Below are 23,316 nucleotides of genomic sequence, written 5' to 3' on the forward strand. Positions count from 1 at the left end.
GGGTCAGGATTTGCCGATGGCCTGGAAGCGGTCGATGCGGAAATCATCCAGCGGCGTGTCGGTGCGCCCGGTGGCGATGATTTCCGCCATCACGTCGCCGACACCGGGGCCGAGCTGGAATCCGTGGCCGCTGAAGCCGAAGGCGTGGAACAGGCCCGGCGTCGTCACCGACGGCCCCATCACCGGCAGCTTGTCGGCGACATAGCCTTCGCAGCCCGACCAGGTGCGGATCACCGCGACATCGGCAATGGCCGGCAGCAGCCGGACCAGCCCCCGCAGTTGTCCGGGCAGCCGCGCCGGGTCGGCCTTCGCATGGCCGGGGTCGAGCGGTACCGTCACCCGCTCCGCCGCTCCGCCGAACACGATGTTGCCGCGCTCCACCTGTCGCAGATAGCCGTCACCGCCCGCGCGCGACCACATGCCGACCACCGGCAGGATGCGGTGCGGCAGCGGTTCGGTGACGCCCATCTGCGGTCCGTACGCCTCCATCGGCACGGGCTCGCCGAAGCCGGCGGCGATCCGGGCACCCCAGGCGCCGGCGGCGTTCAGCAGGCAGTCCGCGCTGAATCGGCCCCGCTGCGTCACCGCCTCGAAGCCGGAACTGGTGGCCGACACCTCGACCGGACCGCAGTCTTCCACGATCTCGGCGCCCAGTCGGCGGGCGGCGTCGGCAAAGGCCGGCGCGATCAGGCGCGGGTTGCCGCTGCCGTCCTGCGGCGAGAAGGACGCGGCGATGGCGCCCGGCCCCAGGCCGGGAAAGCGGCGGCGGATCTCCGGCGGCGTCAGTTCCTCCAACTCCAGCCCCCAGGGGCGCGCGTCGGCGATGTAGCGGCGCATGTCAGCCAACCCATCCTCGTCGAACACCAGCCGCAGATGGCCGGTGGCGCGGAACTCCACATCGCGGCCCAGCAGCCGCTCCGTCTCGCCCCACAGCGCCCGCGACCGGTGGGCGAGCGGCAACTGCGGCAGATAGCGCCCGCTGCGGCGGATGTTGCCGAAGGATGCCACCGTGGCGCCCGTACCGACGCGGTGGCGTTCCAGCAGCGTCACGCGCAGGCCGCGCCGGGCCAGGAAAAAGGCAGCGGCCGATCCCATCAGCCCGCCGCCCAGCACGATAACCTTCATCGACCTCTCCCACATTCGGGCGGACGCGGCTCCGCCCCATCGGTCAGGCTGCCGGTGGCGGGCGCGTGGGTCAAAGACGGGTTGGGCGGACTCCCATAAGGCCGGGCTATGGATCGGGCATTCGCAGGCGTGGTGCATAAGTCCGCCTTATGCGTTTGCTTCCATTGGGTCTTAGACCGTCCCCACTCCGCCATGTCAGCTTTTCCCCAGCACAAGCGCAGGCTGACCAGCAGAAGGGAGCGAAGATGGACGGGGGCATGGGTGAAGTCGATTGGAAGGTCGGCGTCGACATCGGCGGGACCTTCATCGATTTCTGCGCGCTGGACACCAAGTCGGGCCGAGTGGCGTCGCTGAAGGTGCTGACGACGCCGGACGATCCTGGTGCCGAGTTGATGACCGGCCTGACCCTGCTGGCCGAGCGCGAGGGAATGGACCCGCGCGCGATCACCCGCTTCGTGCACGGCACGACGGTGGGCATGAACACGGTGATCCAGCGCAAGGGTGCACCGCTGGCGCTGCTGACCAACGCGGGGTTCGAGGATGTGATCGAACTCGCCAGGCTGCGCATGCCGGACACCTATTCGCTGTTCTGCTCGCGCCCCGACCAGCTGGTGGCGCGCGACATGATCTTCGGCATCCCCACCCGCCTGCGGTCGGATGGAACCGAGCGTCAGGCTCCCGACCTGACGGCCGTCGCCGATGCCGTGGCAACCCTCAAAGCCAAAGGAGCGGTGGGCGTCGTCGTCTCCTTCCTGCATTCCTGGCGCGACGGCGGCCACGAGACCACGGTGAAGGAGGAGATCGCCCGGCTGGCGCCCGATCTATTCGTCTTCACCTCCGCTGAGGTCTGGCCGGTGATCCGCGAGTATGAACGGACGACCACCGCGATCCTCAACGCCTATGTCCATCCCCGCATCTCCGGCTATCTGTCGGCCCTGGAGGAGCGGCTGGCCGGCCGCGAAGTGCCCGCCCGTCCCCTGCTGACCAAGTCCAACGGCGGCGTGATGAATGCGGCGGAGGGCAAGCGGGCCTGCGTCCATATGCTGCTGTCCGGCGCCGCGTCCGGCGTCAATGGTGCGGCGTGGCTGGCCCGGCAGGCGGGCGAACCGCGCATCCTGACGCTCGACATCGGCGGCACGTCCGCCGACTTCGCGCTCATCATCGACGGCCAGGCCCAGTTCGGCGTTGGCGAGATGATCGGCGAGTTTCCGCTGCACATTCCATCGGTTTCGGTCAGCTCCATCGGCATCGGCGGCGGGTCGATCGCGAGCGTCGACGGGCAGGGCGTGCTGCGTGTCGGCCCGGAATCCGCCGGATCAACGCCGGGTCCGGCCTGCTACGGCCGCGGCGGCGACTGGGCGACGGTGACCGACGCCATGGTGGTATGTGGCTGGCTCGGCCACAGCCAGATGGCTTACGGGCAGCTGCGGATGGATGCCGGCCTCGCCCGCGCCGCCATCAAGCGGTTGGCCGACGAGCTGTGCCGTTCGGTCGAGGCCACCGCCCAGGCCATCCTCGACGTCGCGGTGTCGGAGATGTTCGCGGAGGTCGAGAAGATGGCCGCACGTGCCGGTGTCGATGTGCGGGACTTCGCGCTGATGCCCTTCGGCGGTGGCGGCCCGATGTTGGGGGTGTTCCTGGCGCGCGAGTTGGGTATGCCGCGCGTGGTGGCTCCGCGCTGGCCTGGCGTGGTGTCGGCGCTGGGTGGGCTGGTCGCCGATCTGCGCGGCGATTTCGTCCGCACCCTGTTCGCCGAACTGTCCCCCGGCCTGATGCCGGCGCTGCGCGAGGCCTTCGCAGCGATGGGTGCCGAGGGGCGCGACTGGCTTGCCGCCCAGGGCCATTCCGGTGCGGCGGAACTGATGATCGTCGCCGACATGCGCTATGCCGGCCAGAGTTATGAGATTGAAACGCCGCTAAACCCGTCCTGGCTCGACGGCGACGACCCCAATTCCAGCTCGGGCGCCATCGCCGCCGCCTTCCACGCGGCGCATGCCCGGCTCTACGATTTCGACGACCCGGATGGGCGGATCGAGATCGTCAACCTGCGCCTGTCGGCCATCGGCAACGGTCCTGCATTGCAGTTCCCCACCGCACCGGACGAGCCGTGCGCCGCCTCGCCGGAGCGGACCGTTCCGGTCTTCACCGGTGGCGTCATGACCCCGGTCGGGCTGTACCGGCGTGCCGATCTCCAGGCCGGGGCGCGTTTTCAGGGGCCCGCCATCGTCGCCCAGGAGGACACCACCTTCGCCATTCCGGCCGGGACCGAAGCCCGCGTCGATGCGCACCTCAACCTCCACCTGACCTTCGCGGAGTGACGCCTGTGTTCGATAGGATGAAGCTTCAGGTTCTGGCGAACCACGCGCGCTCGGCGGCCGAGAACATGGCCCACACGCTCCAGCGCACCGCCCATTCCGCCTTCGTCAAGGAGACGGAGGATTTCACCGTCATGCTGCTGAACCGCCGGGGCGAGACCTTCGGTGTGCCGATGGAGCTGGGAGCGACCTGGTATCCCGGCCTGACCTATGGCCGGGCCATTGACATGATCGATGAGTATCGGCCGGGCGACGTCGCCTTCACCAACGATCCCTATTCCGGCTTCGTCGCGACCCACGCCCCCGACACCCATTTGTGGAAGCCGGTCTTCTTTGAGGACGAGATCATCGCCTGGACCGGCGGGCACATCCACAACACCGACATGGGTGGCGCGGTACCGGCCTCGCTGTCGCGGGCGCTGACCGAAATCCATCAGGAAGGCATCCGCTTTCCGCCAATGAAGCTGGTTCGCGAAGGGGTATTCGACGAGCAGATCCTGCGGATCATGACCACCAACGTCCGCAAACCCGACCTGAACATCGGCGACATCAAGGCGCTGGTCGGCGCGCTCAACACCGGAGAGCGCAAGATCCTCGCCATGGTCGAGAAGTTCGGCAAGACCGCTTTCCTCGATGGCGTCGAGGCGCTGCTGGACCATGCCGAGGCGCAGGCGCGCGACATACTGCGCGCCATGCCTGACGGCCGGTGGGTGTTCGCCGATTATGCCGACGAGGATTCGGTGGCCGCCAACCCCTGCCGTCTGAAGCTGACCCTGACGATTCTGGGCGACGAGGCGGTGCTGGACTTCACCGGCTCGGATCCGCAGCTGGCCTCATCGCTGAACGTGCCGTCCGGCGGGGATCCCCGCCATACCATGCTGCTGGTCGGGGTCTATTACGTCCTCTACACCATCAACCCGAAGATCCTGCTCAACACCGGCCTGACTCGGCCCTTCACCTGCATCACCCCGGAAGGCTCGGTCTTGAACCCGACCTTCCCGGCGGCGGTGGGCATGCGGTCGCTGACCTGCGCCCGGCTGCGCTCGGTCATCTTCGGCGCCTTCTCCCAGGCGGTGCCGGAGCGTCTTCCGGCGGCGCCCGCCGGCAACAACTGCATCGTCAATGTGATGACCACCGACGAGCGGACGGGCAATCGCATCATTGCCGCGGTGAACCCGGTGGTCGGCGGCGGCGGCGGCATGCCGCACCGCGACGGCACCAACGGGTCGGGGGCCGACGCCGCCTATCTAAAGAACACGCCGATCGAGATCACCGAGATGGAAACCCCGGTGGAGTTCGTCCGCTACGGGCTTGCGACCGACAGCGGCGGAGCCGGGCGCTGGCGAGGCGGGCTGGCGACCCATATGGCCTTCCGCGTTTTCTCCCCCGACACCCGGATTACCGCGCGCAACCGCGACCGCGGCTTCTTCCGTCCCTGGGGCGTCCTGGGCGGCCGGGCGGCAGGGCTCTCCGACATGGTGGTCAATCCCGGCACGCCGGGTGAAAGGCGGCTGGGCAACATCGACACAGCCGTGCTGCAACCGGGTGACGTGCTGGACATCCGTTCGGCCGGTGGCGGCGGCCGGGGCGACCCCTTCACCCGCGAGCCATGGCGGGTGGCGCAGGACGTGGCGCGTGGCTATGTCTCCACGGAGGCGGCGGAGCGGGAGTATGGCGTCGTCGTCCGCAATGGCGTGCTCGACGCCGAGGCCACCGACCGGCTGCGTGCGGGCAGGCCGGCACCCACCGCGCATTTCCATTTCGGACCGGAGCGCGAGGGCTACGAGCGGCAATGGACACCCGCCGCCTATGATTTCCTGACGCGGACCCTGGACCGCCTGCCGGTCCACTGGCGGTTCTTCGCCAAGACGGAAATCTTCAGCCGCATGGCCGGACGCACCGGGGCCGAGGGAGTCGAAGCGGCGCTGGAGGAGGTCTATGCCCGCTTCCCCGAGATGCCGCGCGCCAAGGCCATGGTCCGGGAGACGGCGGAATGAGCGGGACGGCGGGAGGCCGGCTTGTAAGGCTGGCCGAGACGGAGCGGGAGCCGGTCCGCTTCCTGCTGGATGGCGTGGAGCGCACCGCCCTGGTGGGTGACACCGTGCTGACGGCGATCCTCACCAACGCACCGGCGCTGCGGCAGGCGGAATTCGGGCCGGAGCAGCGCGCCGGCTTCTGTCTGATGGGGGCTTGCCAGGATTGCTGGATCTGGCAGGAGCAGGGGACACGCCTGCGCGCCTGTTCCACCCAGGTGGCCGACGGCATGCGGCTTCTGACCCGGGCGCGGGAGAATTGGCCATGACCGAACCACAAGTCGTCATCGTCGGCGCCGGTCCGGCCGGGATCCGTGCGGCGGAAACGCTCGCGGCGGCCGGGTTGCGCCCGACGGTGATCGACGAGGGGGCGCGGGCCGGCGGGCAGATCTACCGCCGTCCGCCCGAGGAATTCACCCGTCCACCGGCGACGCTCTACGGCTCGCAGGCCGGCAAGGCGGTAGCGCTGCACACGGCTTTCGATGGGTTGGTGGTGGCAGGGCGCATCGTGCATCTGCCGCGCCATTCGGTCGTGGCGCTGGCTGACGGGGTGTTGCATGCGGTGGGCGATGGCGGAAGCCGGCGGATCGGCTATGACCGGCTGATCCTGGCGACCGGGGCGACCGACCGTCTTGCTCCGGTGCCGGGCTGGCAGGCGCCCGGCGTCTACAGCCTCGGCGCGATGCAGATCGCGCTGAAGGCTCAGGGCGTAGCTATGGGCCGGCGGATCGTGCTGGCCGGGTCGGGGCCGCTGCTGACCCTGCTGGCGACGCAACTGCTGAAGGCAGGGGCAGGGGTCGCGGCGGTTCTCGACACCGCCGGTCTGCGCGGCCAGATCGCCGCCTTTCCCGACCTTGCCGTCCGCCCGTCCTTCGCCCTGCAAGGGCTGGCGATGCGGGCGCGGCTGGGGCGGCTCTACCATGCCGGCGTCGTTCTGGAGGGGATCGAGGCGGCGGATGGCGGGGTGACGGCGGTGCGCTGGACGGATGCCGGCGGGCGGTCACGGAGCACGGCCTGCGACGCGGTGGGGCTCGGTTGGCATCTGAAGGCGGAAACCCAGCTTGCCGATCTTGCCGGCTGCCGCTTCGTCTATGACGGGACCTGGGCGCAATGGTTGCCCTGTGCAGACGCCATGGGCCGCGCCGGGGATGGGATCTATCTGGCCGGCGATGGCCTGCGCCTGTTGGGGGCCGATGGGGCGGAGGTCGCCGGCCGCCTCGCCGCCGCCGCCTGCCTGTCCGACCTGGGTTGGCCCACACCAGACATCGCTGCCGACCTGAGGCGGCTCGACCGGCTGGAGCGCTTCGCATGCGGCGTTGCTCGCGCCTTCCCCTGGCCAGCCGATCAGGTGCGTGCTCTGCCCGACGACACCGTCCTGTGCCGTTGCGAGGGCATCACCGCCGGTGCCGTGCGTGAAACCGCTGCTTATGGCGGGGTGGAAGCCAACCGGGTCAAGTCGCTGGGCCGTGCCGGTATGGGGCGCTGCCAGGGGCGCTATTGCCAGCTGGCGGCGGTTGAGCTGATCGCCGCCACCGGAAGGCTCGTCGATGCCGGTGATGTTGGCCGGCTGCGGGCGCAGGCGCCTGTTCGGCCGGCGACCATCGCAGCACTGCTGGAGGGGGAATAATCCCCCTCCTGGCGTCCATCACAGCGCCGACAGCACCTCGTCCAGCGTGGACAGGAACAGCGCGGCGTCGTTGGCCGAGAAGACCAGCGGTGGGCGGATCTTCAGGATGTGGCCCTCCTGTCCGGTGGCGCTGATCAGCACCCGGCGCCGGCGCATGTCGTTGACGACACGAGCCGTTTCCTCGGGCGCCGGGGACTTCAGCTTGCGGTCGCGCACCATCTCGATGCCGATGAACAGGCCGCTGCCGCGCACGTCGCCGATCAGGTCGTGCTTGGAGGCCAGCGCACGGATGCCGTCGATCATCCGGGTGCCGACGGTCAGCGCGTTCTCCTGCAAGCGTTCCGTCTTGATGACGCGCAGCACTGCATGGGCCACGGCGCAGGAGACCGGGTTGCCGCCGAAGGTGTTGAAATAGCGCTGGCTGCGGCCGAACGCCTCGATCACCTCCGGCCGGAAGATGGCGCCGGCCACCGGGTGGCCGTTGCCCATCGGCTTGCCGACTGTCACGATGTCGGGCACCAGACCGTGGCGGGCGAAGCCCCACATGTGGGTGCCGAGCCGGCCGAATCCTGGCTGCACTTCGTCGGCGATGAAGATGCCGCCGGCCTTGCGCATCACCTCGACCGCCGGAGTGAGGAAGCCCGCCGGATCGGTGAAGACCCCGCTGCTGGAGAAGATGGTGTCGACCAGCAGGGCCGCCGGGGCGATGCCCTTCTCGCGCAGATCGGCAATCGCCGCTTCCACCGAGCGGGCGAAGGCGCCGCCGACCTCCGAGGCCGGAATGCGGTAGCCGTCGGGCGCCGGCACGACGCGGACATGGTCGCCCAGCTTCACTGCGGCGCCCAGCGACGGGGACATCTCCGCCAGGGCGGAGGTGACGCCGTGATAGGCATTGTGCGCGATGACGACCCCGGTGCCGCCGGTATGGACGCGGGCGACGCGCAGGGCCAGATCGTTGGCCTCACTGCCGGTGCAGGTCAGCATCAGGTGCGACAGCTCAGCCGGGAATTCCGCCAGGAAGGCTTCGGCGAAGTCGAGGATGCCGTCGGTCAGATAGCGTGTGTGGGTGTTAAGCACTGCCGCCTGCTTCGCCATCGCCTCCACCACCTCCGGCCGGCAATGCCCGACCGAGGCGACGTTGTTGTATGCGTCGAGATAGCGGTTGCCATCGACGTCATAGAGATACGGTCCCTCTCCGCGCACGACATGGATCGGGTCGGCGTAGAACAGGCGGTAGGCGGGGCCTAGCAGCTTCTCGCGGCGGGCGATCAGGGCGCGCTCGCGCTCCGGCAGGGAGCCGGCGGCGTCAGGGGTGTAGGCATTGATCATCGTCATGGCGGTTCACACTTCCTGGCAGGCGAGATGGAGCAGAGTCCGTGCGGTGGCGGCCTCGTCGCCGGTCAGCTTTTCCAGGCCGGTGAAGGCGCGTTCGGCATTCCGCAGGATGTAGGCGGCGTTCTCCGGATATTCGGCCGCACGCCAGCCGGTGATGGAGATGGTCAGGGCAAGACGGGCGGCCACCAGATCGGGCAGCAGTTCAACCTCCTCCGCTGTCAGCGGCAGCACGGCGTTGTAGGCGCGGGTCATCTCGACGATGGAGCCGAAGGGCGTCTCGCCGCTGGTGACGTGGTAGGCGAGCGCCGTCGCCAGATCGTTGACCAGCGGCGCTCTCAGCGCATCGCCAAAATCGATGATCCCGGTGACCGCCTGATGTCCGACCGGATCGACAACCGCGTTGTGCGGGTTGAGGTCGTTGTGGATCACCTGATGCCGTAGAACGGGCAGCCGGGGAGCGACGTCATCGGCGAAGTGGGCGATGAAGCGTTCCACCATCCGGCGGCGCGGCCCGTCGGCGAGATAATGCAGCCGGTCGGCGACGCTGGCAGTGCGCGTGATGTCCCACAGCAGGTCGCGCTCCGATCCCGGATGCTCGTAGTCGGCGAGCGCCAGATCCAGCCGCGCCAGCGTCGCCCCCAGTGCCCGCATCAGCCCCGGTGAGGCCGGGGCGGCATGGAGCGGCGTGCCATCCAGATAGGTCAGCAGCCGCAGGATCATCGGATGGCCGTCGATCAGGACCGTCGTCTGCGCCTCTCCCTCCACGGTCGGCACCACGCGCGGCACCGGGAGGATGGGGTCGCGCAGGGCGACATGCTGCATCACCCCGGTCTGGAAGGCGGTGACGGGCTGCGGTTCGGCCGGGTTGGTGAATTTCAATACATAACCCTGGCCTCCGGCGCCCCGCTCCCCAGGAGTGGAGATGTGGAAATTGCGGTCGCGCTCACTGCTCAGTTCCCGGACATTGCCGGACAGCCCGAAATGCCGCCGCATCATCACGCCGGCCTCTTCCGTGGAGATCGGCGGCGCGACGGTGGTCAGTACATCACGCTGTGTCATGGCCGCACACTCCTCGTCATTCGGAACCTTCGGTATTTGATGCATCAGTATAATGTGGACCGGCTTGTCGAACCGGCAGAGCTGGTCAGGAAGCCAGGGCTTCCGGGAGCTGGGCGTGAACCGCGGCGTCGATCCGCTCCAGGATCGGGCCGCTCGCCAACAGGATGTCGGCCTGGATGGCGATGGATGCCGCCGGGCTGTCGTGGCGGCGGATCGCGTCCATCAGCGGATAGTGATGGTCGATCATCGTGCGCCCTGCGCCGCCATAGACGTCGGCGATCAACGGCCCCATCTGGAGCCAGAGCCGTCGCAGAATGTCGCCGAGCACCGGCATGTCGGCGATTTCCGTCAGCTTGAAATGGAAGATCTGGTTGAGTTCTGTCGCCAGTGCGGTGTTTCCGGCGGCCATCGCCTCCTCGTTGTGCGTCAGCAGGGCTTCCAGTTGAGCGATCTGGGCGGGTGTCGCCTTCTCGGCGGCGCGGGCGGCGGCCATTCCCTCCAGATTGACGCGGATATCGCGGATCTCCAGATAGGCGGCGCGGCTCAGCATCGGAACGCGGATGTCGCGCGGCGAACGCAGAACCAGCGCCTGATCCTGCACCAGCCGCAGGATGGCGTCGCGCACCGGCGTAACGCTGGTTCCCAGCCGTTCGGCGAGATCGCGGATCTTGAGGCGGTCGTTCGGCTTGAACGCGCCCTTCATCAGGGCTCCGCACAATTTCTGGTAAATCGTGCTGCCAAGATTGTCATGCTCAAGAAGGGTAAGGTCGAACCCGCTCATCGTCTGCTCGCAACCCGGCCATCACGTCTTGCTGTATGATGCATCATATTGACGTGGTTCCGGACAGAGGTCAAGCTGTCCCTGCTTCCACTCTCCGACACAAAGCGCAGGAGTCTTCCCCCGATGCCACCACCCTCGCCAACCATCTCCGTCGCGGTACTTGGCTGCGGGCTGATCGGCGAAAGCTGGTCGGCCCTGTTCCTGGCCCATGGGCTCGATGTGGCCGCCTGGGATCCTGACGGCGCCGTGCTGGCGGCATTGCCGGAACGGGTGGAACGGTTGCTCGGCCAGTTGCGGGCGCTCGGAACCGCCACCACCGTGCCCGGTCGACTGTCGATCGCGCCAACGGTCGCGGCGGCCGTCGCTGGTGCCGGCTGGATTCAGGAGAATGCGCCGGAAAAGACCGTGGTGAAGCACAGCCTCTATGCCGAGGTGGAGGCCGCGGCGGCAGCGGATGCGGTGATCGCCAGCAGCACCTCCTCGCTGACCTGGACCGATCTGGCGGCGGGCGTGGTACGGCGTGACCGCCTCGTCACCGCCCACCCCTTCAATCCGCCGCATCTGATGCCGCTGGTCGAGCTGTTCGCCGCCGATGCGCGGGCTTTGGCGCGAGCGCAAACCTTCTATCGCGGCCTTGGTCGCGCGACGGTGGTGCTGAAGAAGGATGCGGTCGGCCGCATCGCCAACCGGCTGGCCTCCGCCCTTTGGCGCGAAGCGGTGAACATCGTGGCGGAGGGCATCGCCGATGTCGCCGACGTCGATGCAGCGCTGGTCCATGGTCCAGGATTGCGCTGGTCGGTGATCGGCGCCCACATGGCCTATCATCTGGGCGGTGGCCCGGGTGGCATCGCCCATTATCTCGACCATCTCGGGCCGAGCCAGGAACGGCGCTGGGCGACGCTTGGCAGCCCTAGTCTGACACCTGAGGTTCGCCAACTGCTGATCGATGGGATCGCGCAGGAAGCCTCCGGCCGCTCCGTCGCCACGCTGGAGGCCGAACGCGACCATGGCCTGATACTGACGCTGGCGGCCCGACGGAACGCAAAGCAGGGAGTGGACGCATGACCGCCGAAACGAGTGCCGTCAAGCCGGGGCCGCGCATCGCCCTGATCCATGCGCTCGAGGAATCGGTGGTGCCGGCCCGGGTCGCCTTCCGGGCGTACTGGCCCGCAGCCCGGATATTCGACCTGCTTGACACATCGCTCGCCGTCGACTTGGCGGAGGCCGGCCGGCTTGACGAGGCGATGATGGGGCGGTTCCGGACGCTGGCCGGCTATGCTGCCGGTACCACTGGCGCAGGGGGGCGGACGGCCGGCATCCTGTTCACCTGCTCCGCCTTCGCTCCGGCCATCGACGCGGTCAAGCCGCAGTTGCCGATCCCGGTGCTGCGTCCGAACGAGTCGGCGTTCGAGGCGGCGCTGGCAACCGGCGACCGAATCGGCATCGTCGTCAGCTTCGGCCCGTCCGCCGACTCTCTGCGCGCGGAACTGTCGGCGATGGCCGCCGCTGCCGGTCGCCGCATCGAGGTCACGATTGCCGTCGCCGACGGCGCGCTCGCCGCACTCAAGAGCGGTGACGGCGAGGGACATGACGAGCGTGTCGCTGGGACCGCCGAGCGGTTGCAGGGCTGCGATGTCGTCGTGCTCGGCCAATTCTCCATGGCGCGGGCGCAGCCGAAATTGCAGCCGCTGTTGTCCGTCCCGGTGCTCACCACCCCCGGGGCGGCGGTCGAGGCGCTGCGCCGTGTGACGGCGCGAGCCGGGATCACCTGATGCCCTGCCGACCGCGTCAGCGCAGGCCGATTGCGCGGTCGCGGGCGCTGAGGATGTGCGTGCCGATGGCATCCTGAGCCCGCTCCGGATCGCGGGCCTGGATGGCATGGATGATGGCGAGATGTTCGCGCATCGTCGGCACCAGCACAGTGGTGTTCAGCTTGGTCTTGGACTGCTTGATCAGCCGGATCTTGATCTGGTTGACCCGGTAAGCGTCGGAAATGATGGCGTTGCCCAGTGCGTCGATGATCGTCAGGTGCAGCGCCCAGTCGATGTCCTGCGCCTCCTTCAGCAAGGCGGGCTGCACGCCGCCGTTCGATTCGGCTTCGGCGCAGGCGGCGATGATGCGTTCATGATCGTCCAGCAGCGCGCCGATCGTCGCCTCCGGCGCCTCCTGGGCAAAGACCGCCACCGCCTCCCGTTCCAGGAACAGGCGGAACTGGAAGGCATCGCGGATCAGGTTGAGGTCGACATGGGCGACCTGCATCCCGCGCTGCGGCACGGTCTTCACCAGCCCTTCGGCCTCCAGCCTGGGGATCAGTTCGCGGATCGCCCCCAGCGGCAGTTCGGTCAGCTCGACCAGCTCGCGCTGCGAGATGAACTGCCCGGGGCGGATCTCGTCCGCCAGCAGCCGTTGCGTGAAGCTTTCGTAAGCCCTGCTGCGCAGGTTGACCGCGTCGCGGTCGCGTTTGACCCGGTCATGTCTGGCGGAGGTCGTCATCCGTGTGCTGTCCCGTCAGGAGGGGCCGGTCAGGCGGGCCCCATCAGGCGGCCCTGTCCGCGAACACCCGGTCGAAGAGACTGCCGAGCGTCGCGGTGTCCGCCACCGACATAGGCAGCAAAGGGGCCCTCACCGTCAACCATGCGCTGTCGCCGGTGGCGTGCGACACCAGCGCCTTCACCGCCGGGGTGACAGGATAACGCAGAACTGCGTCCACCAACTCGACCAGCGCGGCATCGTCGCGGCCTTGATGGACCACCGTCCGCAGCCGTCCCGGCACCAGATTGGCCATGCCCGAGATAGCGCCCTGACCGCCGTCGCGCACCGCCTGCGCCAGCACCCGCTCATCGCCGATCAGCACGGCGAGGTCGTGGCGGTGGGCGGCGAGCAGCTGCTGGCTGTAGCCCCAGTCACCGGCGGAATCCTTCACCCCGATGATCGCCTGCGGGAAGGCGGCCTTCAGCCGGCCGATCAGGTCGATCGACAGCGGAACCGCGGTGACGGAGGGGATGTGGTACAGGATGATGCCGCGCGCTCGGTCGCCCAGCTTGGTGATCAGGCTGGAGAACCACGCGAACAGCCCGTCGTCCGACACGCCCTTGAAGTAGAAGGGCGGGGCGACCAGCAGGGCCCGTGCGTCGGCGTCGAGCAGCTGGTTGGCCTGATCGAGCGCGTCATGCAGCGACGCGGCGATGACGCCGCCGACCACATGGCTGCGGAAATCGATGCCGGCGCCCTTCAGCGCGCCGATCATCTGCTCGCGCGCCACCTGGCCGAGCAGCGGCCCCTCTCCCGTGGTGCCGAACAGGGTGACCGAGTCGCAGCCGCTGGCGAGGCACCAGGCGACATGCCGGGTCAGGCGGGCCAGATCCACACTGCCGTCCTCATGGTAGGGCGTGGTCAGCGCGCAGGACAGGCCGAAGCGGCCAGTAGATTGATTCACTTTATATTTCTCCCAGGAACGGCTGGACGAACGGCCGAGCGGCCACCGCGTTACTACTAACATGTTACTAGGATGTTTTTCGTTTGCAAGGGGGCTGCGCTGGATTTATACGTTGACCCAGCAATCAAATCGGTGGCGGTGCGGATCCGCGTCGCTCAAAGTGTCCGCCGGTCGAGGCCAATTCAGTCCAGGCAAGTCCGGGCGCCCAAGGCCCAGGCGATAACGGGGAGGAGTGCATGTCGATGTCGAACGGAATGTCTTTGTCGCGCCGCCGGCTTCTGGCGTCGGGCGCCACGGCCGGTGCGCTGGGCCTCAGCGGTATCAGCTTGCCGGCCTTCGCCCAGGCCAGTGGGGTCAACTGGCGCAAATATGCCGGCACCAAGATCGAGGTGAACCTGATCAAGAGCCCGCGCGGCGAGACGCTGACCAAGTATCAGAAGGAATTCGAGGAGCTGACCGGCATCACCGTGGTGTCGGAACAGACCCCGGAGCAGCAGCAGCGCCAGAAGGCGGTGATCGAGCTGACCTCCGGCCGGCCGAGCTTCGACGTCGTGCACATCAGCTATCACGTCCAGAAGCGCCAGTTCGAGAAGGGCAAGTGGCTTGCCGATCTGACGCCCTTCATCAAGGATCCGTCGCTGACCGATGCCGGATTCCTCGACGATTTCTCCGAAGCCGGCGTGACCTTCGCCCGCAGCCCGGAGGGCGGGATCGGCGCCTTGCCCTTCTCGGTCGATTACTGGATCGTCTATTGGAACAAGGATCTGTTCGCGAAGAAGAACCTGTCCTTCCCCAAGACCTTCGACGAGATGGTCGCCGCCGCAGCCGCGCTGACCGATCCGTCGAGCCAGACCTACGGCTTCGTCGCCCGCGGCATGAAGAACGCCAACACGCCGGTGTGGACCAGCCTGCTGCTGGGTTATGACCAGTACAGCGTCGATGCCAACCGCAACCTGCTGACCGACACGCCGGAAGCGATCGAGGCGGCCAAGCTCTACCAGACTCTGATTACCAAATCGGCGCCGCCGGGCGTCACCGGCTTCAACTGGGCGGAATGCCAGTCGGCTTTCCTCCAGGGCCGCGTCGGCATGTGGTTCGACGGCGTCGGCTTCGCCCCGCCGCTGGAGGATCCGGAGAAGTCGCGCGTCGTCGGCAAGGTCGGCTACGGCCTGATGCCGAAGGGGCCGAAGGCGCATGCGGCCGCCACCACCGGCGATGGTGTCGGCGTCACCGCGGCGTCGAAGAACAAGGAGGCTGCCTATCTCTATTGCCAATGGGCGACCGGCAAGCTGATGGGCGCCCGCCTTTTGCAGGCTGGGGCCGGCGTGCCGTTCCGCACCTCCGTCCTGTCGGATCCGGAGGTGCGCAAGGGCGTGAAGATGCCGGCCGCCTGGGTCGATGCCGTTGTTGAATCGGCGAAGATCAGTCGCCTCACCCTGCCGGTCATCATTCCGGTTACCGAGTTCCGCGACGTGCTGGGCGGGGCGCTGACCAACATGATCTCCGGCAGCGATCCAGCCGCGGAACTGAAGCGGGCGACCGCCGACTTCAAGCCGATCCTCGAGCGCAGCGAGAAGACGTGAGCATCCTGACCTCTTCCGACCGCGTGACCGGTGCCGCTTCCGTCGGCAGGACGAAGCGGCTTCGGCCCTCCTACTGGCCTTTTGTGGTGCCGGCGCTGATCGTCGTCGTCGGGGTCATCGTCTTTCCCTGGGTCTTCACCCTGTGGATGAGCGCCATGGAATGGCGCATCGGCGAGGAGCAGCGATTCGTCGGTTTGCAGAACTATGCCCGGCTGTTCACCGACGTGCGCTTCCTGGAGGCGATGGCCCACACGCTGGTCTATACCGCGCTGTCGGTCCTGGCACCGCTGGTGCTGGGCACCGCGGCGGCGCTGGCCTTCAACACCAAGCTGCCGGCCCGCGGCCTGCTGCGCGGCATCTTCGTCATGCCGATGATGGCGACCCCGGTCGCCATCGCGCTCGTGTGGACGATGATGTTCCACCCGCAACTGGGCGTGCTGAACTACCTGCTGTCGCTGGTCGGCATCGGGCCGCTGCAATGGGTCTATCACCCCAGCACGGTGATCCTGTCGCTGGTGCTGGTGGAGACCTGGCAGTGGACGCCACTTGTGATGCTGATCGTGCTGGGCGGTCTGGCGGCGCTGCCGACCGAGCCGTATGAGAGCGCGCAGATCGACGGCGCCACCGCCTGGCAGCGCTTCCGCTATCTGACACTGCCGATGATCAAGCCCTTCCTAATGGTGACGGTCATCATCCGCACCATCGACGCGCTGAAGAGCTTCGACATCCTCTACACCATCACCCAGGGCGGGCCGGGCACGGCGTCGGAGACGATCAACCTCTATCTCTACAGCGTCGCCTTCACCTACTACGACATCGGCTACGGCTCGGCCATCGCGGTGGTGTTCTTCGTGCTGATCATCCTGCTGTCGCTGATCCTGCTGCACCTGCGCCAGCGCAGCGCCTGGAATTCGGGAGACGGGAAATGAGCCGGCCGCTGAGAACGTTCTTGGACAAGATCGGCATGGCCGTCTGCGTCCTGCTGCTGGTCTCCCCGGCGCTGCTGTTCTTCCTGTGGATGCTGTCGCTATCGCTGAAGTTCGAGATCGACAACGGCGCCTATCCGCCGATCCTGATCCCGGACCGCTTCGCCTGGAAGAACTATACGACGATCTTCGAGGGCAACAGCTTCCTGCTGTATTTCTGGAACAGCCTGATCGTCACCGGGGCGGCCACCCTGTTCGCGTTGGTGGTGGGCGTGCCGGCCGGGTACGGCATCGCCCGGATGCGGGCGCACAAGTCGGCGGTGGTCATCATGATCGCCCGCATGACGCCCGGCCTGTCCTTCCTGATCCCGCTGTTCCTGCTGTTCCAGTGGCTGGGGCTGCTCGGCACGCTGTGGCCGCAGATCATCATCCATCTGGTCGTCACCGTGCCCATCGTGATCTGGATCATGATCGGCTATTTCGAGACGACACCGATGGAGCTGGAGGAAGCGGCGATGGTCGATGGCGCGACGCGCGGGCAGATCTTCGCCAAGGTGGCGCTGCCGATCGCCAAGCCCGGCATCGTCGTCGCCTTCATCCTGTCGGTGATCTTCTCCTGGAACAACTTCGTCTTCGGCATCGTGCTGGCAAGCCGCGAGACGCGGACCCTGCCGGTCGCCGTCTACAACATGCTGTCCTTCGAGCAGGTGAGCTGGGGGCCGCTGGCCGCCGCCGCGCTGGTGGTGACGCTGCCTGTGCTGATCCTGACCGTGGCCGCCCAGCGCCAGATCGTGGCCGGCCTGACCGCCGGCGCCGTCAAGGGCGGCTGATCCTTTTCAAGAAAGAGACGACCCCATGGCCTCCGTCAGCATTCGGAACGTCCGCAAATCCTACGGTCCGGTCGAGATCATCAAGGGCGTGTCGATCGACATCCAGGACGGCGAGTTCGTCATCCTGGTCGGCCCGTCGGGCTGCGGCAAATCCACCCTGCTGCGCATGATCGCCGGCCTGGAGGAGATCAGCGGCGGCACCATCGCGATCGACGACCGTGTCGTCAACGACATGCCGCCGAAGGACCGCGACATCGCGATGGTGTTCCAGAACTACGCGCTCTACCCGCACATGACCATTGCCGACAACATGAGCTTCGCGCTGCGGCTGAAGAACACCGCAAAGAGCGAGATCACGGCCAAGGTGGAGCGGGCGGCCGGCATCCTCGGCCTCGGGCCGCTGCTGGGCCGCTTCCCGCGCCAGCTCTCCGGCGGTCAGCGCCAGCGCGTCGCGATGGGCCGCGCCATCGTCCGCGACCCAAAGGTCTTCCTGTTCGACGAGCCGCTGTCAAACCTCGACGCCAAGCTGCGCGTGCAGATGCGCACCGAGATCAAGGAGATGCACCAGCGGCTGAAGACCACCACCGTCTATGTTACCCACGACCAGATCGAGGCCATGACCATGGCCGACAAGATCGTGGTCATGCATGACGGCATCATCGAGCAGATCGGCGCGCCGCTCGATCTCTACGACAACCCGGCCAACATGTTCGTTGCCGGCTTCATCGGTTCGCCCGCCATGAACTTCATCCCCGGCAGCATCGGCGGCGACGGCTTCACCACCGAGGCTGGCGACCGCCTGCCGCTGGGCGGGCGGGTGCCGTCGGCCTCGGACGGCAGTCCCGCCGTCTACGGCGTGCGGCCGGAGCATTTCCGCCTCGCCGACGAGGGGCTGGCGGCCGAGGTGGTGGTGGTGGAGCCGACCGGGTCGGAAACCCAGATGGTGCTGCGCCCGCTGGGGAAAGCCGGCCAAACGGGAACGGGCCGCGAGGATCGTCAGCGCGAACTGACCTGGGTCCTGCGCGAGCGCACCGGTGCCAAACCCGGCGAGGTGGTGCGGATCGCTCCGGACCCGGCGCTGGCCCACCTGTTCAACCCCGACACAGGGATGCGGCTGTGATGGCGCCGATAGCCGGACCATTGCCGACCAGATCCTTGGGCCGCACCGGCATTGCCGTCTCGGAAATCGGCTTCGGTGCCGCGCCGCTGGGTGACCTGTACGGCCATCTTGACGAGGCCACCGCCGTTGGCGCCGCGGTCGCCGCCCTGTCGTCTGGCGTCACGCTGCTCGACACCTCGCCGCTGTACGGCCATGGGCTGGCGGAGGCGCGCTGCGGTGCCGCCCTGCGTCAGGCCGGACGCGACGGCGTCGTGCTGTGCACCAAGGTCGGGCGCTGGATGGATCCGGCCAGCGGGAGGGGCGACGGCTCGGGCTATGCCGGCGGTTTTCCGCACCGGGCGGTGATCGACTATTCCTATGACGGCACGCTGCGGTCGGTAGAGCAGTCGCTGCTGCGGCTGGGCACCGACCACATCGACGTGCTGCTGATCCATGACGTCGACGTCTGGACCCACGGTGCCGACCGCATCGAGGCGCGCTTCGCCGAGGCGATGGACGGTGCCTATTGCGCGCTCGACCGGCTGCGCGCCGACAGCACGGTCAAGGCCATCGGCGTCGGCGTCAACGAAGCGGATATGTGCGTTCGCTTCGCCAAGGCCGGCGATTTCGATGCCATGCTGCTGGCGGGGCGCTATTCCCTGCTGGAGCAGCCGGCGCTGGACGAGTTCCTGCCGCTGGCGCAGGCCAAGGGCATCGGCGTGATGCTGGGGGGCGTGTTCAACTCCGGCATCCTCGCCAGCGGCGCAGTTCCCGGCGCCAAGTACAATTACGGCCCGGCCCCGACCCCTATCCTGGAGCGGGTGGCACGGATCGAGGAGGTCTGCCGCGCCCATGGCGTGCCGCTCGCCACCGCGGCGCTGCGTTTCTCGCTGGGGCATCCGGCGGTGTCGTCGGTGGTGCTGGGGGCGGTAACGGCCAAGGAGGTACGCCGCAACCTCGACGCGATGGCGGCGGAAATCCCGGCGGTGCTATGGTCCGACCTGAAGGGGGAAGGGCTGCTGGCGGCGGATGTGCCGGTGCCCGTCTGAGCGCCGGACGATGGCACAAACCAACAAAGGACAAGCGCCATGCTGAAAGGGCTCGACCCGCTTCTGTCTCCCGACCTGCTGTGGGTGCTGGCCGCCATGGGCCATGGCGATGATCTGGCGCTGGTCGACGCCAACCATCCGGCGGAGGCCATCGCCCGCGCCACCCTTTCCGGCCGTCTGATCGTGCTGCCGGGAGTGACGATGGCGCGTGCCGCCCGCGGCATCCTCAGCGTCTTCCCGCTTGACGGCTACGTACCCGACCCGGTTCGCCGGATGGAGGTGGTGGGCGATCCCGCCGCAATCCCCGCCGTCCAGGGTGAGGTGCAGGCCGAGATCGACCATGCCGAAGGCCGGCCGCTGCTCCTGCAGGGGATCGAGCGGTTCGCCTTCTATGATGCCGCACGCAAGGCTTTCGCCGTCGTGCAGGTCGGCGACCCGCGTCCCTATGGCTGCTTCCTGCTGCGCAAGGGCGTCATCGCCGGTGACGTGCCGTAACCCGACCCGACTTCAAACTCCGGATTCCGACATGACCCAGTTTCCTGTGGATGTGACCCGCACCCTTCCCACCGACGGTTATGCCGGCACCCTGGCCGGGCGCGTCTGGCGGCCGGGCATCGGCCCCTCGGTGGCGGCGGTGCGCGCCGACGGCGTGTACGACGTGACGGCAAGCTTCCCGACCATGAGCGAACTGGCCGCCCGGCCTGATCCGGCGGCGGACCTTGCCATGGCAACGGGGGAGCGCATCGGCGCGCTGGCCGACATCCTTGCCAACACGCCGCCGGACAGCCGTGATGCTGATTCCCCCTGGCTGCTGGCGCCGACCGACCTTCAGGTGTTGAAGGCCGCCGGCGTCACCTTCGCCGTGTCGATGCTGGAGCGGGTCATCGAGGAGCGCGCCCGCGGCAATCCCGACGCCGCCGAGGCGATCCGCGCCGAGGTACAGCGGCTGGTCGGCGACGATCTGGCGGCGCTGAAGCCCGGCTCCGAGGCGGCGATGAGCCTGAAGGAGGTGCTCATTGCCCAGGGCGCCTGGAGCCAGTATCTGGAGGTCGGCATCGGCCCCGACGCGGAGGTCTTCACCAAGGCGCCCGTCCTGTCGTCGGTCGGCACGCTGATGGATGCCGGGCTGCACCCGAAATCGACCTGGAACAATCCGGAGCCGGAGGTGGTGCTGATCGTCGCCCCCGACGGCCGCATCACCGGAGCGACGCTGGGCAACGACGTGAACCTGCGCGATTTCGAGGGGCGCTCGGCTCTGCTGCTGTCGAAGGCGAAGGACAACAACGCGTCCTGCGCCGTCGGTCCCTTCATCCGCTTCTTCGACAAGACCTTCACGCTGGACGATGTGCGGACCACCGATGTCGCGCTGACGGTGGAGGGGCCGGAGGGCTTCCAGCTGGCCGGCCTGTCCTCCATCTCGCGGATCAGCCGCGATCCGGAAGACCTCGTCGCCCAGACCATTGGCCCGGTCCATCAATATCCCGACGGTTTCGCCCTGTTCCTCGGCACCATGTTCGCGCCAACCCAGGACCGTGACAATCCCGGCGGCGGCTTTACCCACAAGGAGGGCGACATCGTCACCATCGCCGCGCCCAAGCTGGGCGCGCTGGTCAACCGCATGCGGCCGAGCGACGCCTGCGAGCCCTGGACCACCGGCATCGTCGAGCTGATGCGCTCGCTGGTCCGGCGGGGGGCGCTGAAGGGGTAAGTTGCGCCCCCCGGTTGAGCGCCGTCACATGACGGCGCCGATCTGCCAGGGCACGAACTCGTTGTCGCCGATGCCGTTTTCCTCGCTGCGGGTGCGGTGGCCCGACGCGGTGTCCAGCATCAGGCGGAACAGGGCGGCACCCGCCTCCGCCACGCTGGTGCCGCCGTCAAGCACGGCGCCGCCGTTGAAGTCCATGTCGTCGCCCATGCGGGCATAGAGCGCGCTGTTGGTGGCGATCTTCAGCGACGGTGTCGGCTTGCATCCGTAGGTTGAGCCGCGCCCGGTGGTGAAGGCGATCAGGTTGGCGCCGCCCGCCACCTGCCCGGTTGCCGACACCGGGTCGTAGCCCGGCGTGTCCATGAAGACGAGGCCGTGGTCGGTCACCGGCTCGGCATAATCGACCACCGCGTTCAGGCGGGTGCCGCCGCCCTTGGCGACCGCGCCCAGCGACTTTTCCAGGATGGTGGTGATGCCGCCGGCCTTGTTGCCGGGCGACGGGTTGTTGTTCATGTTGCCCTTGTGCATCCGGGTGTAGTCCTCCCACCAGCGGATGCGGTCCATCAGCTTGTCGGCGACGGCGGGGGAGGCGGCGCGGGCGGTCAGCAGATGCTCGGCGCCGTAGATTTCCGGCGTTTCCGACAGGATGGCGGTGCCGCCATGGGCGACCAGCAGATCGACGGCGGCGCCCAGCACCGGGTTGGCGGTGATGCCGGAATACCCGTCCGATCCGCCGCATTGCAGCCCGACCGTCAGGTAACTCGCCGGCACCGGCTCGCGTCGGACGTCGTTGGCGATGGGCAGCATGGCACGGACCAGGGCGACTCCGCGCTCGATGGTCTCGCGGGTACCGCCTTCCTCCTGGATGGTCAGGGTGGCGATCAGCCCGTCTGGACGCGGGGCCAGCGTCTGTGCGAGCGGAGCGATCTGGTTCATCTCGCAGCCGAGACCGATCAGCAGAAGCCCGGCGAAGTTGGCGTGGTCGGCATAGCCGCGCAGCGTGCGGCGCAGGATCGCCATCCCCTCGCCGGTGCCGTTCATGCCGCAGCCACTGCCGTGGACGATGGCGACCACCCCGTCAACGTTCGGGTAATCGGCCAGCGCAGTGCCATTGAAGGCGTCGGCGATGCGCTTGCAGACGGTGGCGGAGCAGTTCACGCTGGCGATGACGCCGATGTAGTTGCGGGTGGCGACCTGCCCCGACGGCCGGCGGATGCCGAGGAAGGTGGCCTGCTCGCTGCCGCGGTCGGCTTCGACGATGCTGGTGGAGCCATGGTCGAGCCGCGCCTCCCCCATGCCGAGATTGTGGACGTGGACATGCTGGCCGGGTTCGATCGGCTGGGTGGCGGTGCCGATCACCTGTCCGTACTTGACCACAGGTTCACCCGGCGCCACGGCGCGGATGGCGATCTTGTGGCCGCTGGGGATGGTGGCGGCGGCGGTTCCGGTGAAGCTGCCGACGCTGACCGGGCTGCCCGCCGGGATCTCGCGGGTGGCGACCGCGACGCTGTCCGACGGGTTCAGCAGGAGAAGTTCGGGAACGGAAGACGGCATCGCTTTTGTCCTTGAGGAAAATCGTTGATGGCGGACTGCGTCAGTCCAGCCGGTAGAAGGTGGCGGCATTGCCGCCGAACACGGCGTCATGCGCCTCTGTGGGGATCAGCAGGCGGCACATCTCCAGCCAGCCGGCATAGTCGCCGGCCAGCCGCAGGACCGGCCAGTCGCTGCCCCAGATCAGCCGGTCGGTGCCGAACTGCGTGATCAGCCGCTGCACATAGGGGCCGATGTCGTCGATGCCGGTGCGCTCGCCCGCTTCGGTCAGCAGGCCGGACAGCTTGCACCAGACATTCGGCAGGCCGCCGAGGGCGGCCATATCCTCCGCCCAGCCGGCGATGCCGCCGTCGGCGATCTCCGGCTTGGCGGCGTGGTCGATGACGATGGCCAGCGCCGGATGCCGCCGGGCGAAGCGCAGCAGCGACGGCAGATGACGCGGCAGGACCAGCGCGTCGAAGCTCATCCCCACCTCCGACATTGCCAATGCGGCCGGGTTGATGGCGGGATCGTCCAGCCAGTCGGAAGCCTCCGCCTGCACCATCGGCCGCAGCCCTTTCAGCTTGGGGCGGGCGGCGAGCGCGCGAACCCGCTGCGATGCGTCCGGCGCCTTCAGGTCGGTCCAGCCGACCACGCCACGGATGAAGCCATGCCGCGCCGCCAGATCGAGCATGAAGTCGGTGTCGGCTGCGCTCGACAGGGTCTGGACCAGGACAGTGCCGTCGATGCCGTTCTCCAGCAGCAGCGGCAGCAGATCAGGCGGCAGAAAATCGCGGTAAATCGGCACAAGCTCCGGCGGCGGCCATTCGCCCTGGCGGGCGGCCATCAGCCAGAAATGCTGGTGGGCATCGATGCGCATCGC

General features: G+C 68.0%; 21 protein-coding genes. 13 read left to right on the top strand and 8 right to left on the bottom strand.

All coding sequences use genetic code 11. The annotated features are described in order from the left end of the window. Positions 1-3: 3 nt before the first annotated feature. Positions 4-1,125, bottom strand: a complete 1,122-nt coding sequence (locus E6C72_RS22855; protein ID WP_109084459.1) for an FAD-binding oxidoreductase — start codon at positions 1,123-1,125, stop codon at positions 4-6. Positions 1,126-1,382: 257 nt separating this feature from the next. Here E6C72_RS22855 and E6C72_RS22860 point away from each other — a divergent pair, with 257 nt between their 5' ends. Genes E6C72_RS22860 through E6C72_RS22875 form a run of 4 tightly spaced genes read left to right on the top strand, consistent with a single transcriptional unit; the run spans position 1,383 to position 7,100 of the window. Continuing rightward, the gene (locus E6C72_RS22860; RefSeq protein WP_109084510.1) at positions 1,383-3,443 is read left to right on the top strand and encodes a hydantoinase/oxoprolinase family protein; all 2,061 of its coding nucleotides are present in this window, start codon (positions 1,383-1,385) and stop codon (positions 3,441-3,443) included. Positions 3,444-3,448: 5 nt separating this feature from the next. Further along, positions 3,449-5,437 (top strand): hydantoinase B/oxoprolinase family protein, encoded by a 1,989-nt coding sequence (locus E6C72_RS22865; RefSeq protein ID WP_109084460.1) that lies wholly within the window; start codon positions 3,449-3,451, stop codon positions 5,435-5,437. After that, the gene (locus E6C72_RS22870; RefSeq protein ID WP_109084461.1) at positions 5,434-5,742 is read left to right on the top strand and encodes a (2Fe-2S)-binding protein; all 309 of its coding nucleotides are present in this window, start codon (positions 5,434-5,436) and stop codon (positions 5,740-5,742) included. Before E6C72_RS22865 ends, E6C72_RS22870 begins: the two co-directional genes overlap by 4 nt. Continuing rightward, complete coding sequence (locus tag E6C72_RS22875; RefSeq protein WP_109084462.1) at positions 5,739-7,100, top strand: NAD(P)/FAD-dependent oxidoreductase; 1,362 nt, start codon at positions 5,739-5,741, stop codon at positions 7,098-7,100. Before E6C72_RS22870 ends, E6C72_RS22875 begins: the two co-directional genes overlap by 4 nt. Before the next feature lie 18 nt (positions 7,101-7,118). On the opposite strand, the gene E6C72_RS22880 is transcribed toward E6C72_RS22875, so the two are convergent. The 3 genes from E6C72_RS22880 to E6C72_RS22890 all read right to left on the bottom strand — a co-directional run bounded on the left by E6C72_RS22880 (position 7,119) and on the right by E6C72_RS22890 (position 10,197). Further along, positions 7,119-8,435 (bottom strand): aspartate aminotransferase family protein, encoded by a 1,317-nt coding sequence (locus tag E6C72_RS22880; RefSeq protein WP_109084463.1) that lies wholly within the window; start codon positions 8,433-8,435, stop codon positions 7,119-7,121. Positions 8,436-8,441: 6 nt separating this feature from the next. Next, positions 8,442-9,494, bottom strand: coding sequence for a phosphotransferase (locus tag E6C72_RS22885; protein ID WP_109084464.1), 1,053 nt, complete (start codon positions 9,492-9,494; stop codon positions 8,442-8,444). A gap of 85 nt (positions 9,495-9,579) precedes the next feature. Further along, the gene (locus E6C72_RS22890; RefSeq protein ID WP_247875507.1) at positions 9,580-10,197 is read right to left on the bottom strand and encodes a GntR family transcriptional regulator; all 618 of its coding nucleotides are present in this window, start codon (positions 10,195-10,197) and stop codon (positions 9,580-9,582) included. Between the two features lie 201 nt (positions 10,198-10,398). On the opposite strand from E6C72_RS22890, the gene E6C72_RS22895 reads away from it, so the two are divergent. Together E6C72_RS22895 and E6C72_RS22900 are read left to right on the top strand one after the other, a co-directional pair. Beyond that, entirely contained in the window at positions 10,399-11,340 is a 942-nt protein-coding gene (locus E6C72_RS22895) for a 3-hydroxyacyl-CoA dehydrogenase NAD-binding domain-containing protein (protein ID WP_109084466.1), read from the top strand. Then, complete coding sequence (locus E6C72_RS22900) at positions 11,337-12,047, top strand: aspartate/glutamate racemase family protein (RefSeq protein WP_109084467.1); 711 nt, start codon at positions 11,337-11,339, stop codon at positions 12,045-12,047. The genes E6C72_RS22895 and E6C72_RS22900 overlap by 4 nt, the downstream gene beginning before the upstream one ends. A gap of 16 nt (positions 12,048-12,063) precedes the next feature. Here E6C72_RS22900 and E6C72_RS22905 read toward each other — a convergent pair whose 3' ends face one another. Both E6C72_RS22905 and E6C72_RS22910 read right to left on the bottom strand, forming a co-directional pair. Next, positions 12,064-12,768 carry a GntR family transcriptional regulator gene (locus E6C72_RS22905; RefSeq protein WP_109084468.1) on the bottom strand — a complete coding sequence of 235 codons (705 nt, stop codon included), beginning with the start codon at positions 12,766-12,768 and terminating at the stop codon, positions 12,064-12,066. 43 nt (positions 12,769-12,811) lie between these two features. Next, positions 12,812-13,711: a dihydrodipicolinate synthase family protein gene (locus tag E6C72_RS22910; protein ID WP_109084469.1), complete on the bottom strand. Its 900-nt coding sequence runs from the start codon at positions 13,709-13,711 to the stop codon at positions 12,812-12,814. Positions 13,712-13,953: 242 nt separating this feature from the next. On the opposite strand from E6C72_RS22910, the gene E6C72_RS22915 reads away from it, so the two are divergent. From E6C72_RS22915 to E6C72_RS22945, 7 genes are read left to right on the top strand one after another with little or no spacing between them, the layout of a single operon-like run. Beyond that, positions 13,954-15,294, top strand: a complete 1,341-nt coding sequence (locus tag E6C72_RS22915; RefSeq protein WP_109084511.1) for an ABC transporter substrate-binding protein — start codon at positions 13,954-13,956, stop codon at positions 15,292-15,294. After that, the gene (locus E6C72_RS22920; RefSeq protein WP_109084470.1) at positions 15,291-16,223 is read left to right on the top strand and encodes a carbohydrate ABC transporter permease; all 933 of its coding nucleotides are present in this window, start codon (positions 15,291-15,293) and stop codon (positions 16,221-16,223) included. Before E6C72_RS22915 ends, E6C72_RS22920 begins: the two co-directional genes overlap by 4 nt. Before the next feature lie 35 nt (positions 16,224-16,258). Next, complete coding sequence (locus E6C72_RS22925) at positions 16,259-17,050, top strand: carbohydrate ABC transporter permease (RefSeq protein WP_247882173.1); 792 nt, start codon at positions 16,259-16,261, stop codon at positions 17,048-17,050. Between the two features lie 25 nt (positions 17,051-17,075). After that, complete coding sequence (locus E6C72_RS22930) at positions 17,076-18,170, top strand: ABC transporter ATP-binding protein (RefSeq protein WP_109084472.1); 1,095 nt, start codon at positions 17,076-17,078, stop codon at positions 18,168-18,170. 20 nt (positions 18,171-18,190) lie between these two features. Next, positions 18,191-19,198: an aldo/keto reductase gene (locus tag E6C72_RS22935; RefSeq protein WP_247882174.1), complete on the top strand. Its 1,008-nt coding sequence runs from the start codon at positions 18,191-18,193 to the stop codon at positions 19,196-19,198. A 39-nt stretch (positions 19,199-19,237) separates the two neighbouring features. Further along, positions 19,238-19,693 (top strand): RbsD/FucU family protein, encoded by a 456-nt coding sequence (locus tag E6C72_RS22940; RefSeq protein WP_109084474.1) that lies wholly within the window; start codon positions 19,238-19,240, stop codon positions 19,691-19,693. Between the two features lie 31 nt (positions 19,694-19,724). Further along, positions 19,725-20,906 (top strand): fumarylacetoacetate hydrolase family protein, encoded by a 1,182-nt coding sequence (locus E6C72_RS22945; protein ID WP_109084475.1) that lies wholly within the window; start codon positions 19,725-19,727, stop codon positions 20,904-20,906. Between the two features lie 24 nt (positions 20,907-20,930). Here the strand turns inward: E6C72_RS22945 and E6C72_RS22950 are convergent, their stop codons facing one another. Both E6C72_RS22950 and E6C72_RS22955 read right to left on the bottom strand, forming a co-directional pair. Then, positions 20,931-22,457: a UxaA family hydrolase gene (locus tag E6C72_RS22950; protein ID WP_109084476.1), complete on the bottom strand. Its 1,527-nt coding sequence runs from the start codon at positions 22,455-22,457 to the stop codon at positions 20,931-20,933. A gap of 40 nt (positions 22,458-22,497) precedes the next feature. Continuing rightward, the gene (locus tag E6C72_RS22955) at positions 22,498-23,313 is read right to left on the bottom strand and encodes an amidohydrolase (RefSeq protein WP_109084477.1); all 816 of its coding nucleotides are present in this window, start codon (positions 23,311-23,313) and stop codon (positions 22,498-22,500) included. Between the last annotated feature and the right edge of the window lie 3 nt (positions 23,314-23,316).

This window comes from Azospirillum sp. TSH100 (assembly GCF_004923295.1).
In the GTDB taxonomy this organism is placed as follows: Bacteria; Pseudomonadota; Alphaproteobacteria; order Azospirillales; family Azospirillaceae; genus Azospirillum.

Bases quoted from the DNA above. Each gene is read 5' to 3' on its own strand.
- E6C72_RS22855 (WP_109084459.1), bottom strand. From the start codon at position 1,125: ATGAAGGTTATCGTGCTGGGCGGCGGGCTGATGGGATCGGCCGCTGCC.
- E6C72_RS22860 (WP_109084510.1), top strand. From the start codon at position 1,383: ATGGGTGAAGTCGATTGGAAGGTCGGCGTCGACATCGGCGGGACCTTC.
- E6C72_RS22870 (WP_109084461.1), top strand. From the start codon at position 5,434: ATGAGCGGGACGGCGGGAGGCCGGCTTGTAAGGCTGGCCGAGACGGAG.
- E6C72_RS22875 (WP_109084462.1), top strand. From the start codon at position 5,739: ATGACCGAACCACAAGTCGTCATCGTCGGCGCCGGTCCGGCCGGGATC.
- E6C72_RS22880 (WP_109084463.1), bottom strand. From the start codon at position 8,435: ATGACGATGATCAATGCCTACACCCCTGACGCCGCCGGCTCCCTGCCG.
- E6C72_RS22885 (WP_109084464.1), bottom strand. From the start codon at position 9,494: ATGACACAGCGTGATGTACTGACCACCGTCGCGCCGCCGATCTCCACG.
- E6C72_RS22890 (WP_247875507.1), bottom strand. From the start codon at position 10,197: ATGAAGGGCGCGTTCAAGCCGAACGACCGCCTCAAGATCCGCGATCTC.
- E6C72_RS22895 (WP_109084466.1), top strand. From the start codon at position 10,399: ATGCCACCACCCTCGCCAACCATCTCCGTCGCGGTACTTGGCTGCGGG.
- E6C72_RS22900 (WP_109084467.1), top strand. From the start codon at position 11,337: ATGACCGCCGAAACGAGTGCCGTCAAGCCGGGGCCGCGCATCGCCCTG.
- E6C72_RS22905 (WP_109084468.1), bottom strand. From the start codon at position 12,768: ATGACGACCTCCGCCAGACATGACCGGGTCAAACGCGACCGCGACGCG.
- E6C72_RS22915 (WP_109084511.1), top strand. From the start codon at position 13,954: ATGTCGAACGGAATGTCTTTGTCGCGCCGCCGGCTTCTGGCGTCGGGC.
- E6C72_RS22925 (WP_247882173.1), top strand. From the start codon at position 16,259: ATGGCCGTCTGCGTCCTGCTGCTGGTCTCCCCGGCGCTGCTGTTCTTC.
- E6C72_RS22930 (WP_109084472.1), top strand. From the start codon at position 17,076: ATGGCCTCCGTCAGCATTCGGAACGTCCGCAAATCCTACGGTCCGGTC.
- E6C72_RS22940 (WP_109084474.1), top strand. From the start codon at position 19,238: ATGCTGAAAGGGCTCGACCCGCTTCTGTCTCCCGACCTGCTGTGGGTG.
- E6C72_RS22945 (WP_109084475.1), top strand. From the start codon at position 19,725: ATGACCCAGTTTCCTGTGGATGTGACCCGCACCCTTCCCACCGACGGT.
- E6C72_RS22950 (WP_109084476.1), bottom strand. From the start codon at position 22,457: ATGCCGTCTTCCGTTCCCGAACTTCTCCTGCTGAACCCGTCGGACAGC.
- E6C72_RS22955 (WP_109084477.1), bottom strand. From the start codon at position 23,313: ATGCGCATCGATGCCCACCAGCATTTCTGGCTGATGGCCGCCCGCCAG.